The following is a 13,132-nucleotide window of genomic DNA, read 5'->3' on the forward strand; positions in this document are numbered from 1 at the left end:
GGTGCTCTATCACCATTATTATGTTAATTCCTTTTTTATTTCTTTCAGAATCTCGCTGACCCATTTACTTTGATGGATTTTTCTTAACGGCTTACCTTTTTTGAAAAGCAAACCAAAACCTTTACCACCCGCTATCCCTATATCTGCACCTTTTGCCTCACCAGGACCATTGACAACACAACCCATAACGGCAACTTTAAAAGAAAATCGGGAAGTGGGAAGTTGGAAGTGGGAAGTAGCCAACTGTTTTTCTAATTGGTGGGCTATTTTTATTAAGTCTATCTCGCATCTGCCGCAGGTGGGACAGGAAATCACTTCAATCCCGCCTTTTCTAAGTCCCAACGTTTTTAATATCTCCCAACCGGCTTTAACTTCTTTCTCGGGTGAAGCAGTTAAAGATACCCTAATGGTATTCCCAATTTTTTGGTTTAGTAAAATACCGAATGCTGCTGTTGACTTTATAATACCTGAAAATTCTGTTCCTGCTTCAGTAACCCCTAAATGAACGGGATAATCTCTCATTATAGAAAAAAGCTGATTTGCTAAAACTGTTGTCCGGACATCATTTGCTTTAAGCGAAACAACTATATCCGTAAAATCCATCTTCTCAATAATTTTTATGTTCTCCATTAACTCTTTAACCATCTGTTCTGCTATTTGTAAATAAGACATCTTAAGCCAGCCATTAGATTCTTTGAAAATTTTCAATGAACCCGCATTTACACCTACCCGGATAGCAATTTTCCTTTTTTTAGCGGCATCAACCACTTTTTCAATATTCTCTTTGGAACCGATATTGCCGGGATTTATTCTAATCTTATCAACACCCTGATTTATCGCCTCAACTGCAAGTCTCCAGTCAAAATGAATATCTGCAACAAGCGGGATTTCGATATTTTTTTTAATCTTTGAAATAACTTTTGCCGACTCCATATCCGGAACAGCTACACGGATAATTTCACAACCGGCACCTTGCAGTTTTTTTATCTGGTTAACAGTAGCCCGCCAATCCCCGGTTTCAGTTTTAGTCATTGACTGAACCCGGACCGGCTCGCCACCGCCGATAAATATGTCACCAACTCTTACTTTCTTTGTTTTATGCATATAAATTGGGTTATAGGGTTATAGGGTTTTTACTCTACTATCCCACAATCCCACTATCCCACGATTCCTTATACGATTCTAATTTTCTGTTTATTATTCCATTTAGTATAAATAATTGTTTCAGCCAGCATTGCCATAATAAGTATTATTATGCCTGGGAAAAAACTATATTTAACAGATATAAATTCAGCAAGAATGTATCCTAATAATCCTGCCATAACACCCCCCAGCCCGACTAGCGCTTCGTTAATATTTATATACGCATCTTTCTTACCTTCAAAAATGAGAGAATAAAAAGAAGAAGAGAAAAAGGTAAAAGCGAGAAGAAATCCAAAAACCACTGCTCCTGCAAAATACAGAATAACGCTTTTTGTAAAAACAAAAAAGAAAATTGCTACCAGTGAGAGTATTTGGAATAATATCAGATACCTGAATGAAAACAGCCAGAACGTATATTTTCTCATAAAAAGAACTAAAACAATTAAAGAAAAATACATAATAGAATTAATATTTCCGATTGTTAAAGAACTCAAGTTCTCACTTTTACCCATTTCAGTAAAAATGAAGCGGATCAACCCGCATACAAACAATGAACAAAAAATTGATATCCACATTATATAAAGAAACAGCCTGCATTTCTCCTGTGACACTTCCTGTATAAAAGCTTTAGGTATTTCATTTATTGAAACAGGTAATAATATTTGTTTATATTTATCAAAAATAAAAGAAATACCTACCAATAACGAAACAATTGCAGAACCTAAAAATATTACATTGAGCCTGGCATTCAGATTATTCAGCCCTAAAATATCTGATACTAAAATATATCCTCCTATTGAAGGACCTACTAAGAAACCAAGCACCCATGCAACCGAATAACCGCCCATAGTTTTAATCAGCTGCGGTTTATCCATACCTTCCGTAATCCACGTTTGTAAAGTAGGGTAAAAAAACGCATTCCCCATACCCAGGAGAAATGACGTGGTAATAAGAGTACCTATGTTTTTAACACCTACTGCAAGGAAACATGCGGCTGCAATTAAAAACATTCCTATAGCAAGATTACTTCGTTGATTTTTTATTATCCGGATACGGGAAGCAAACAGGCACGTTACAGTGTATAATGCCGTATTTACAATATTTGCAATAGTACCCATGTTACCTGCACCAATATGTAATGCAAAGTAGGGCATTGCCAATATAATAGCGCCGTTTAACGCATCAATCAATCCTGCTGTAAAATACCCGTGTTGTACCCGTGTCATATTATATTACTTTGTCTGTTCTACCTGCTTCCAAAAACCGCTCTTTGTCCTTAAAATATCCCTATATGTTGCATAAAGTGCAAGAGTAATAAGCAAAGCAAATCCAACTGAATTTGCAAACTGCATAATTTTTTTATTCAGTGATTTCCTTGAAATACCTTCGAACAAATAAAACATAATATGTCCTCCGTCTACTATTGGAATTGGAAGCAGATTAAACATACCGAGTGCAACTGATACTATCGCTATAAAATTAAGAAATGTTTTTATTCCGAGTTTTGCTGCAAAATAAGCTGCTTGCATAATTCCAATCGGACCGGATACCTCAGCAGGTGCTTCAAAAAGAACAAGTTTCATATAAAGATACTTTAAAGGTAATACTGTCCAAAAGACAATATTTTTAAACGATTCTTTAACTGCTTTTAAAAATCCGACTTTTACAACAATTGGTTCGGTTGCCATATCATAAACAATTCCTATCCTTGTCATTTTTAGCTTGTCGTCATACTTAGGTGTAACTTTTATCTCTATATCTTTATTGTCTCTTTTAACCATGAAAAGCAATTCTTTCCCTGCGGACGACTTGACTATTTTCGAAACCAATTGTGCATCTTCAAGTTTTTCATTATTTATTCCTATAACTTCATCCCCTGGTTTTAAACCCGACATAAAAGCAGGTGAATTTTTTTCCACCAATTTTACAACGGGACGCTGATATTGAATCCCCCAAACCGCAATCACGAATAAAAAAAGAAAAAAAGCGGAAATATAATTCATTATGGCACCGGCTGAAACTATACCGATACGTTCATACCATTTCTTCGAAAAATACTCGTCAACATCACCTTTATATTCCTCAATCTCTTCTCCTGCCATTTTAACAAATCCGCCGAAAGGAATAGGTCTTACAGAGTATCTTGTCTCATTTTTAGTCCAGCCAAAAAGTTCAGGACCAAACCCAAACGAGAAACTTAAAACTTTTACTTTCAGTTTTTTGGCGACTATAAAATGACCGAGCTCGTGAATTATAATTACAAAACCAAACATTACCGTAACAGCAACTATTCCTAAAATTATCATATTATCTCCTTTGCTTCGCCCACCCGCCCTGAAGGACAGGTTATAAACCAGTAATTACGCAAATTATTTTTATTCAACATATTTTCTTGTTTCACAATCTACATTTAATATATCTTCCAATTTTGGATTTTTTATTACTTTGTGCCTGTTCATCGCTTTTTCAATCAATTTTGGTATCTGTAAAAATTTAATTCTATTTTCTAAAAATTTCTTAACAGCGATCTCATTTGCTGCATTTAAAACAACCGGCATACTGCCGGATATCTTTGCAGCAGAAATAGCTAATTCAAAACACGGAAAATTTTTAGAAACCATCTTAAAAAACTCAAGTTTTCCAACTTCAGTCAAATCCAGCTTTTTAACAGTTGAAACTTTTCTTTCAGGATAAGTAACTGCATATTGTATAGGTAACCGCATATCAGTTCTTCCCATCTGTGCTATTATTGATCCATCTATAAATTCAACCCCGCTATGAACTATTGACTGCGGATGTATTACTACATCTATTTTTTCGTATGGAATCCCGAAAAGATAATGCGCCTCTATTACCTCAAATCCTTTATTAATGAGTGTTGCAGAATCTACTGTAATTTTTCTACCCATTTTCCACGTAGGATGTCTCAAAACATCTTCAACATTAACTTTAGAAAGTTTTTTATGCGGATAATTTCTAAACGGTCCCCCGGACGCAGTCAAAATTATCTTTGATATTTCTTTTGGATTTTTACCGTCTATGCATTGAAAAATCGCCGAATGTTCACTATCAACCGGAATAATTCTGGCAGGATGTTTTTTTAGCAGACTAAATATTAAATCACCTGCTATAACAATTGCTTCTTTATTAGCAAGAGCGATTCTTTTTTTTAACTTAATAGCATTTATAAGCGGTATCAGCCCTGCTGCACCTACAACCGAAATTAAAACAATGTCAGCTTTTTCAATTAGCTGAATATTATTCAAACCATCACTACCGACTGCAACTACCTCCGGTTTAAATTTTTTGGATTGTTTTTTCAACAGTTCCAGGTTCTTGTTGGCAGAAAGCCCGACAACCTTATATTGTTTTAATCCGGAAATAACATTTAACGCCGCTGTGCCAATTGAACCCGTAGAGCCAAAAATAGAGATTTTAGTCATTAGAGAATAAAGAATTTTACATAATAGTAAAATATTGGAGAGGCAAAAATAAAACTGTCAAGCTTGTCAAGAACACCACCGTGGTCTTTAAGAAGTGTCGATGAATCTTTTACTCCTGCAGAACGTTTTAGTAATGACTCTGCTAAATCGCCGAACTGTGCAGAAATACTTGTTAGAACACCCAGGAAAAACACATCTGAAGGTTTCAGCATATTTAACCAAAATATTTTTGCTAAAAATACTACAAATATTGAACTTAGGACCGAAGCGATTGCACCTTCAACCGTTTTTTTAGGACTAATAGGTGTAAGAGCGTGTGAACCATATAACGACCCGTAAAAATAAGCAGCAGAATCGGCAACCCACACGGTTACAAGTAAAAGAACTGTATATTTAAAACCATCAGGTCTTAAATCACGTAAAAGCAGAAAATGACCCGGCAGCCATCCTGTGTAAATAATTCCTAAAAAAGTTACTGATAACGACGGGATCGCCGTGCGAATATCATATTTTAATATCTCATAAACAAATAAAAGTAAAATTGCAATTGTAAATATCAAGGAAGTTGTTTCATTTGAAACAAAGGAAGCTATTTTTGAGCCGTTAAAAAAAATAGAAACAATAAGTAAAACTATAAATAAATTCCCAAACACTTTTCTTGGCACAAAACCCATTTTTGAAACCAATACCCAAAACTCATATGCAGCTAAAAAACATACGCCGCAAATGAAAATAAGGAACGGAATATTTCCAAGATATACAGCAAGAACCACGACAGGAATCAAAATAATTGAAATAAATATTCTATTAAACATTTTTATACTCCGCCATACCGCCTATCACGTTTTTGATATTCAGAAATAGCATCCATTAAATCTTCTTTTTTAAAATCCGGCCATAAAACATCAGTGGTATAAAATTCAGAATACGCAGTTTGCCATAAAAGAAAATTCGAAATCCGGCTCTCCCCGGATGTCCTTATAAGCAAATCCGGATCCGGAAGTCCATTTGTATAAAGATATTTTTCGAATGTTTTCTCATCAACTTTTTCAGCACCGTCACGGATGATTTTATTGACAGCATTAACTATTTCCCGCCTGCCGCCGTAATTCAGAGCAATATTCAATATCATACCTGTACTTTCTGACGTGTAATTGACAGCTTTTTTTATATCGTTTCTAATATCCTGCGGTAATTCTGTCATATCACCCATAACAAGTAATTTAATATTGTTTTTTTTCAGTTCTTCAATCTTTTTCTGCAGAAACATCTTCAGCAAAGCAAAAAGTCCTTTTATTTCACTTGCAGGTCTCAGCCAATTCTCGGTGGAAAAAGCGTAAATAGACAGGACAGCAACCCCGAGATTACTTGCATCCTTAACTATTCTTTCAACAGTATTAACCCCCACCCTGTGCCCTTCAATACGCGGAAGTCCTTTTGCCTTCGCCCACCTGCCATTACCATCCATTATTATTGCTATATGCCCGGGGACCTTTTTCATTTTACTTTTCTAATATACAAGCTCAAACTTCCATTATTTCTTTTTCTTTGCGGACAAGAATTTCATCAATTATTTTAATATAGCTTTCTGTAAGTTTTTGCAGTTCATCCTGCAATTTAAATTTAATATCCTCAGTAATTTTTTTCTCTTCAAAAGATTTTTTAATAAGCTCAAGAGCGTCCCTTCTTTCGTTTCTCAATATTATTTTATGCTCTTCAGTATTTTTTTTCGCTGTTTTTATAATGTCTTTCCTGCGTTCTTCTGTCAACTGTGGAACCGGAAGCCGTATAACCTTACCGTCATTTTGCGGTGTTATTCCGATATCTGCTTTTAATATTGCTTTCTCCAACTCCGGCAACAACGACTTTTCCCATGGCGTAATAACGATAAGCCGCGGTTCAGGAATAGTTATGCCTGCAACCTGATTCACCGGTACATCCGTATCATAATATTTTACTTTAACAGTATCCAGGATTGCAGGTGTGGCACGGCCGGTTTTAAGAGATAAAAATTCAGATTTTAAATGTTCTGCCGTTTTTTTCATTTTTTCTTCTGCTTGTAATAAAATCTGGTTTGACATTTTTCCTCCAATTAGTTTTTGTTGAAAAAGGCACAAAAACTAAGATTTATTTAAAAATAAACTAACGAGCCAACTGACTCATTAGAAACCGCTTTGAGAATATTGCCTTTCTTATTAAAATTAAAGACAACAATTTTTATTTTATGCTGGCGGCACAACGAAAAAGCAGACATATCCATTACTTTTAAATTTTTTTCAATTACCTCATTAAACGAGATTTTTTTAAAAAGCTTTGCTTTTGGATTTTTCCTGGGGTCATCGTCATATACCCCGTCAACATTTGTCGCTTTAAATATTGCTTCTGCTTTTGATTCTATTGCAAAAATTACGCTGGCGGTATCAGTTGTAAAATGCGGGCGGCCGGTACCTCCTGCCATAATAACTATGTTTTTATTTTGCCATGCACTTTCTATCTTTTCCAAAGAGAATTGTTCAAGAAAATTACTTACATTAAAAGGAGAGAATACTTTCGCAGAAATACCGCTTATTTTGAAATGTTCACACAAAACCATACCATTTACTAAGGTAGCCGTCATCCCGATATAATCCGCTGCTGTTTTATCAATTTTTACACCGTCAACATTACCACGCCAGATATTTCCACCGCCAATAACAATCCCGATAGAAATACCTTTCTTATACACAGGAATTATCTCAGAAACTATTTTCTCAACCGAACCGGAATCAATACTTTTCCCGTCCTTACCAAGTGATTCACCAGAAAGCTTTAAAACAATTCTTTTATACATTATTTTCTGCAAACGAAACAAGAAATTTCATCCACTCTAATCGCAAGCAAGGTAAGTCCTGCATTTGCGACTTATTTTTTCCAGGAGCAAATGTTAGAGCGAGTTCCAACGAGCGTCTCGAAGAAATCTTACCCCACCCCAATCGCAAGCGAGGGAGAAATTTCTGAAGAGCCTAAATTTGCGACTTATTCGTTCCAGGAGCAAATGCCAGAGCGAGTTCCAACGAGCGTCTCGAAGAAATTTGCTCCCGAGCGCTATTCTTCGCCAACCTTAAATCTTGCAAATCTTTTAATTGAAATATTTTCACCTAATTTTGCAATAGTTTCGGTTATAACTTCTTTTACTTTCTTTTTTCCGGAAGTGTCCCTGATATACGGCTGTTCCAAAAGACACGCCTTCTCATAAAATTTATCTAAACGCCCTGTAATTATTTTATCTATAATCTTTTCCGGCTTACCCTCTTTCAACGCCTGAACCTTTAGTATCTCTTTCTCTTTTTCCAATTCCTCTTTACAAACATCTTCTTTACATACACATGAAGGAGACGCTGCTGCAACCTGCATCGCAAGTTCTCTGCCTAAATTTAGAAAATCTTCGGTTTTTGCGACAAAATCTGTTTCACAATCCAGCTCAACAAGTACTCCCAATTTACTCCCGCTGTGAATATAAGAAAAAATTAAACCTTCTTTTGTTGTCCTGACTGATTTTTTTAACGCTGTGGCTATACCTTTTTCTCTTAATTTTATTATTGCTTTCTCTTCGTCACCATTTGCTTCGATTAACGCCTGTTTGCAATCCATTATTCCACAACCTGTCTTTTCACGTAGACGGGCTACCATCTCGCCTGTTATTTTCCCATTTACTGCAGATTTTATTTCACTCATTTCCCTGTTACCTCCGGATTTGCCTGTTCTTCAATTTTTGTTTCTTCTTTTGCTGTATTCTTATCATCGCCTGTTAAAGCCACTTCTTCATCAGATGAAAACTTTTCTTCAGGAGAAACACCTTGACCGCTTTCATTCTTTATAGCCGATTTTCCTTCCAACACCGCATCGGCAATTATGCTTACAAGTAACGTTATAGATTTTATTGCATCATCATTACCCGGAATACAATAATCCACAGAATCAGGATCGCTATTGGTGTCGCATATAGCAACTATCGGTATTTTTAAGCGGTGAGCTTCATCAACCACTGTCTTTTCTGTGACAGGATCAACAACAAAAATAACTCCCGGAAGAGTTTGCATGTTCCTTATTCCGGAAAGCGTCACATCTAATTTTTTCATTTCTTTTGTTAGTACAGATATTTCTTTTTTAGGAAGTTTTTCTAAAATACCGTCTGTCTTCATTCTTTCCAGTTCATTATACCGCGCCACATTCTTCCTTATTGTTTCAAAATTTGTGAGAATACCCCCAAGCCACCTGTAGACCACATAATGTGCCCCACATCTAATTGCCTCATTTTTAACAATTTCCTGAGATTGGTGCTTTGTTCCCACAAAAAGAACCGGGACATTGGTTGCTGAAATGTCTCTTATAAATTTACATGCTTTCTTTAATTCCTTAACTGTCTTCGCAAGATCTATAATGTGGACCTTGTTCCTGTGCCCAAAAATAAACTTTGACATTTTTGGGTTCCATTGACTTTTCTGATGTCCGAAATGAACACCAGCTTCAAGTAAACCCTTCATTGATACATTACTCATTTTCTACCTCCATATAAGCGACTAAATCTAAGATTTAATCTATTTCCTTAGTATCTTATTCTATTTTAGGATATTTTAAGGTATTTTTTAATTATCTCAAAAAAATCTGAAAAAATCAAGTAAAATCTAAAAAATAAACGTTTAAAAAAACCTTTCCTCCCAACTAATGACAATATTTTAACAGTAAGGTTTTCAGGAACAACTGCTTTCCCTACAACACCTGCTGCAAGCCGTACGGTAATTATCAAGTCGTCTTTTACTTTCTTTATCTCCTGAATTTTAGAAGGAATCATAATAGGCCGGTATGCATTCCTGCCGCCTAAGAGCCCGCTTAAATATTGCGCTATATCCCTCTTATCGTTTATAATGACAAAAATTTCATCTCCGGATAAAAGTGCTCCTGCTTTAATAGAAGGGACTGCATTCGGAATAGTCTCTACATCAATAGAGAGCGGGTCGGTAAAGTTAAAATTATATTCGTTAAACTCAAATTCTATTTGCTGAGGAGGGTTTCTATCAGATATCTTCTTGAACTGTGAAAGATTTAATTCTTCAAGTGAAATTTCAAAATTAACTGCAGCTGTTCTTAAAGGTTCTCTTAAAATGTCTTCCAAAATATCAGCAACTTCCATGATATTTTTTTCTTTTACGGCAGAAAAAAAACTTTTATTATATTCATCCAGAATTTCGCTGACAACTTTTGATTCAATACTAAGCGTCATGTCAGGGATACTACCGGACACTAACCTTGCTGTATAAAGTTTCTTTTCATATTCATACCAATTTTGAAGCAAATCCGTCTCATACACTTTCGGGTTGTATGTTACCAGCGCTTTTGTTCTCAAATGGTTGTTATGGTTAATATCAACTATAATTGTAAGCATTCCATACAGATGATTTCCAAAAGTATAGAATTTGCCTTTTATAACAATAATATCTCTTAATAAATCAAAAATTTTCGATATCGATTTTGATATATCGTAATTGCATGATTCAAGAGCAACTATTGCCTGCCCTTCATCACAACCAGTTTCTTCCATTACCAACCGGATACTATCTCTCATAACTAATTATTTAAAAATTATTCTTATGCTCTCGGGTGAACCTTATCGTAAATTTTTTTCATCCTTGTTGTTGTTATATGCGTATAAATTTGTGTTGTTGAAAGATTTTTATGCCCGAGCATTTCCTGAACACTTCTTATGTCACAACCGGCATCAAGAAGATGTGTTGCAAAAGTGTGTCTTAAGGAATGCGGCGTGATTTTTTTTACTATTCCGGTTTTTTGCAGATATTTATGAAGTGTTTTTTGTACCCATCTTGCAGACAATCTCTGAAAACGATAATCAACGAAAAGTGCCTGTGATGAATCTTTTCGCATTTTAATATACTTTCTCATAATATCAAGAGCAGTATCCCCTATAGGAACAAGCCGCTGTTTTGAACCTTTACCCATTACTTTTATCATACCTGAAAAAAAATCAACATCACTTTTATCCATTCCCACAAGTTCGGAAACACGTATACCGGAAGAATAAAGTAATTCAAAAATTGCCTTATCCCTCAGTCCTAAAATGACAGTTGTATCCGGAGCTGATAACAAAATATTTGTTTCTTCTATTGTCAGAAAATTGGGAAGATTGATTTCTTTTTTTGGGGTAAGGATTAACTCCATTGGCGATCTTTTCAACATTTTACATCTTACAAGAAACTTAAAAAAACCCCTTAGTGCTGCGATTTTTCTTATTATAGTAGTTTTCTTTTGTGAAAACTTAAGCAGATTGGCAAGATAATCTCTTAAAATAACTTTATCAACATCAGTTATATCTAATTTCCTGTTGTTTATAAATTTTAAAAATTGATTTAAATCTCTGCTATAAGCAAGTTTTGTATTTTCAGAAATGTTTTTTTGAATAAGCAGAAATTGCAGAAAATTTTTTATATTTTCATTTTTCTCTTCTATCTGTTTTATTTTCATTTTTGTTACCACTAGGTTTCACTTGGCGGGCTTTGTTTTTCCTGGTCGATACTTTTAGTATTCCTGCACTTAGGATAACCACTGCACGCTAAAAACGTTCCCCTGCGACCCGACCTTATAACCATAGGCTCACCGCATTTTTCACATACTTTGTCCGTTTTTTCCGGAGTAATCTTTTTGCCTTCCTTATCAAGAGACATGGTGTTCCTGCATTTAGGAAAGTTAGAACATGCCATAAATTGACCGAATTTGCCGTCACGAATCACCATTTCCGAACCGCATTTAGCACATTTCTCATCAGTTTTAATTACTTGTTTGACATTTTCCATGTTTAATTTTGCATTATCAAGTGTTTTAGAAAACGGGATATAGAAATCCGACAACATCTTTTTCCATTCAACTTTTCCTTCTGCAATATTATCAAGTTTTTCTTCCATTTCAGCGGTAAAATTTAAATCTAAAATATCCGGAAAATATTTTTTTAAAATATCTATTACAGTAAATCCCACTTTCTGAGGAATAATCCTCATTTTCTCAATAATTATATAACCTCTGAACCGCAAAGTCGAAACTGTAGGAGCATATGTAGAAGGACGGCCTATCCCGCGTTCTTCAAGTATTTTTATAAGTGAAGCTTCGGTATATCTTGGGGGTGGCTCTGAAGAATGTTGTTTTGGAATAAGATTTTCGAGTTCCAACTTTTCCCCTTCTGTTAAATCGGGAAGCATTGTGTTCTTTGACTCTTCAGGATATGCTTTTAAATAACCGTCAAACTTAATTGAAGAACCTGTTGCATGAAAAATATATTCACCTGCTTTAATATCAACCACGACTGAATTTACGACAGCAGATACCATCTGGCTGGCGATAAATCTTAGCCAGATGAGTTCGTAGAGTTTCTGCTCGTCCTTTTCGAGATTCAATGTTTGCGGAGTTTTTGAAACATTAGTCGGCCTGATTGCTTCGTGCGCTTCCTGGGCTGACTTGCTTTTTGTTTTGTAAATCTTGGTTTTTTCCGGTAAATATTTTTTACCATAATTAGTAAGAATAAAACCTGCTGCCTGTTTTTGGGCAATTTTTGATACATCAAGAGAATCGGTTCTCATGTAAGTAATCAGTCCGTTTTCATATAATTTTTGAGCAATGGACATTGTTCTCGATGAACTAAACCCGAGTTTATTTATTGAATCCCGCTGAAGTGTAGACGTCATGAATGGCGGGAGCGGATTTTTAAAATGTTCGGTTTTATCAACCGAAGAGACAATAAATTCACTATTATTCAAATCACTAATAATTTTGCCCGCATCTTCTTCAGTGTTTATAGATGTTATTTTTACGCTGTATTTTTCCGCGAATAACGCATGGTTAATGGTAGAGTAATATTTTTTTTTATCTTTTTCAATCAAATCCGCGGCAAAACTCTGCTGATTTTTTTTCAACTGTGCAGATATCGTCCAATATTGCTGTGATTTAAAATCTTTAATTTCATTTTCTCTTTCAATTAACAACCGTAGGGCAACTGACTGAACTCGTCCTGCCGAAAGCCCTTTTCTTACATTTTTTCCCAAAAGCGGACTTATCTGATAACCAACCAGGCGGTCTAAAATTCTTCTTGATTGCTGGGCATTAACTAGATTTGTATCTATAGGACGGGGATTTTTAACTGCTTCTTCGATAGCTGCTTGCGTTATTTCATGGAAAACAATCCGTTTTACTTTTTTAATATTAAGTTTTGCCGCTTCAACTATATGCCACCCGATCGCTTCACCTTCCCGGTCATAGTCAGTTGCTATATAAACTTCTGGTGCTGATTTTGTAGCTGCAATTATTTCTTTTAAAACCTTCTCTTTGCCGGCAAGAATCTTATATGTCGGCTGGAAATCCTTCTTTACATTAACACCAAGATGCCGCCGTGGTAAATCAAGAATATGCCCCATAGATGCAATAATTTTGAATTTCCCTTTCAAGAAATTCGTCATTATCTTTGCTTTGGTCGGTGACTCAACAACTACAAGTGGACTTTTCATATT

The 13,132-nt window shown here is 35.3% G+C and carries 13 protein-coding genes; all 13 read right to left on the minus strand.

Translation table 11 applies throughout. From position 1 onward, the window contains the following. Positions 1-18: 18 nt before the first annotated feature. The 13 genes from ispG to topA all read right to left on the minus strand — a co-directional run bounded on the left by ispG (position 19) and on the right by topA (position 13,129). Positions 19-1,104: a flavodoxin-dependent (E)-4-hydroxy-3-methylbut-2-enyl-diphosphate synthase gene (gene ispG / locus PHE88_03145; GenBank protein MDD5686814.1), complete on the minus strand. Its 1,086-nt coding sequence runs from the start codon at positions 1,102-1,104 to the stop codon at positions 19-21. A gap of 68 nt (positions 1,105-1,172) precedes the next feature. Further along, a complete protein-coding gene (locus PHE88_03150; GenBank protein ID MDD5686815.1) occupies positions 1,173-2,369 on the minus strand; it encodes an MFS transporter in 1,197 nt (398 codons plus the stop codon). A 6-nt stretch (positions 2,370-2,375) separates the two neighbouring features. Then, positions 2,376-3,449: an RIP metalloprotease RseP gene (gene rseP / locus PHE88_03155; GenBank protein MDD5686816.1), complete on the minus strand. Its 1,074-nt coding sequence runs from the start codon at positions 3,447-3,449 to the stop codon at positions 2,376-2,378. Positions 3,450-3,518: 69 nt separating this feature from the next. Beyond that, positions 3,519-4,586, minus strand: a complete 1,068-nt coding sequence (dxr, locus tag PHE88_03160; protein ID MDD5686817.1) for a 1-deoxy-D-xylulose-5-phosphate reductoisomerase — start codon at positions 4,584-4,586, stop codon at positions 3,519-3,521. Next, complete coding sequence (locus PHE88_03165; GenBank protein MDD5686818.1) at positions 4,586-5,401, minus strand: phosphatidate cytidylyltransferase; 816 nt, start codon at positions 5,399-5,401, stop codon at positions 4,586-4,588. The genes dxr and PHE88_03165 overlap by 1 nt, the downstream gene beginning before the upstream one ends. A gap of 2 nt (positions 5,402-5,403) precedes the next feature. Beyond that, entirely contained in the window at positions 5,404-6,087 is a 684-nt protein-coding gene (locus PHE88_03170; GenBank protein MDD5686819.1) for an isoprenyl transferase, read from the minus strand. A gap of 22 nt (positions 6,088-6,109) precedes the next feature. Then, the gene (gene frr / locus PHE88_03175; GenBank protein MDD5686820.1) at positions 6,110-6,667 is read right to left on the minus strand and encodes a ribosome recycling factor; all 558 of its coding nucleotides are present in this window, start codon (positions 6,665-6,667) and stop codon (positions 6,110-6,112) included. Between the two features lie 50 nt (positions 6,668-6,717). Beyond that, positions 6,718-7,416 (minus strand): UMP kinase, encoded by a 699-nt coding sequence (gene pyrH / locus PHE88_03180; protein ID MDD5686821.1) that lies wholly within the window; start codon positions 7,414-7,416, stop codon positions 6,718-6,720. Between the two features lie 254 nt (positions 7,417-7,670). Beyond that, a complete protein-coding gene (locus tag PHE88_03185) occupies positions 7,671-8,300 on the minus strand; it encodes a translation elongation factor Ts (GenBank protein MDD5686822.1) in 630 nt (209 codons plus the stop codon). Continuing rightward, positions 8,297-9,124, minus strand: a complete 828-nt coding sequence (gene rpsB, locus PHE88_03190; GenBank protein MDD5686823.1) for a 30S ribosomal protein S2 — start codon at positions 9,122-9,124, stop codon at positions 8,297-8,299. Before rpsB ends, PHE88_03185 begins: the two co-directional genes overlap by 4 nt. Before the next feature lie 65 nt (positions 9,125-9,189). Beyond that, positions 9,190-10,188: a hypothetical protein gene (locus PHE88_03195; protein MDD5686824.1), complete on the minus strand. Its 999-nt coding sequence runs from the start codon at positions 10,186-10,188 to the stop codon at positions 9,190-9,192. Positions 10,189-10,211: 23 nt separating this feature from the next. Then, on the minus strand, positions 10,212-11,102 hold the full coding sequence (locus PHE88_03200; GenBank protein ID MDD5686825.1) for a tyrosine recombinase XerC: 891 nt from the start codon (positions 11,100-11,102) through the stop codon (positions 10,212-10,214). 11 nt (positions 11,103-11,113) lie between these two features. After that, the gene (gene topA, locus PHE88_03205; GenBank protein MDD5686826.1) at positions 11,114-13,129 is read right to left on the minus strand and encodes a type I DNA topoisomerase; all 2,016 of its coding nucleotides are present in this window, start codon (positions 13,127-13,129) and stop codon (positions 11,114-11,116) included. Positions 13,130-13,132 lie beyond the last annotated feature (3 nt).

This window comes from Elusimicrobiota bacterium (assembly GCA_028718185.1).
GTDB lineage: Bacteria > Elusimicrobiota > UBA8919 > UBA8919 > UBA8919 > JAQUMH01.

Excerpts from the sequence above, each read along its gene's own strand:
- ispG (MDD5686814.1), bottom strand. The coding sequence starts at position 1,104 with ATGCATAAAACAAAGAAAGTAAGAGTTGGTGACATATTTATCGGCGGT.
- PHE88_03150 (MDD5686815.1), bottom strand. The coding sequence starts at position 2,369 with ATGACACGGGTACAACACGGGTATTTTACAGCAGGATTGATTGATGCG.
- rseP (MDD5686816.1), bottom strand. The coding sequence starts at position 3,449 with ATGATAATTTTAGGAATAGTTGCTGTTACGGTAATGTTTGGTTTTGTA.
- dxr (MDD5686817.1), bottom strand. The coding sequence starts at position 4,586 with ATGACTAAAATCTCTATTTTTGGCTCTACGGGTTCAATTGGCACAGCG.
- PHE88_03165 (MDD5686818.1), bottom strand. The coding sequence starts at position 5,401 with ATGTTTAATAGAATATTTATTTCAATTATTTTGATTCCTGTCGTGGTT.
- PHE88_03170 (MDD5686819.1), bottom strand. The coding sequence starts at position 6,087 with ATGAAAAAGGTCCCCGGGCATATAGCAATAATAATGGATGGTAATGGC.
- frr (MDD5686820.1), bottom strand. The coding sequence starts at position 6,667 with ATGTCAAACCAGATTTTATTACAAGCAGAAGAAAAAATGAAAAAAACG.
- pyrH (MDD5686821.1), bottom strand. The coding sequence starts at position 7,416 with ATGTATAAAAGAATTGTTTTAAAGCTTTCTGGTGAATCACTTGGTAAG.
- PHE88_03185 (MDD5686822.1), bottom strand. The coding sequence starts at position 8,300 with ATGAGTGAAATAAAATCTGCAGTAAATGGGAAAATAACAGGCGAGATG.
- rpsB (MDD5686823.1), bottom strand. The coding sequence starts at position 9,124 with ATGAGTAATGTATCAATGAAGGGTTTACTTGAAGCTGGTGTTCATTTC.
- PHE88_03195 (MDD5686824.1), bottom strand. The coding sequence starts at position 10,188 with ATGAGAGATAGTATCCGGTTGGTAATGGAAGAAACTGGTTGTGATGAA.
- PHE88_03200 (MDD5686825.1), bottom strand. The coding sequence starts at position 11,102 with ATGAAAATAAAACAGATAGAAGAGAAAAATGAAAATATAAAAAATTTT.
- topA (MDD5686826.1), bottom strand. The coding sequence starts at position 13,129 with ATGAAAAGTCCACTTGTAGTTGTTGAGTCACCGACCAAAGCAAAGATA.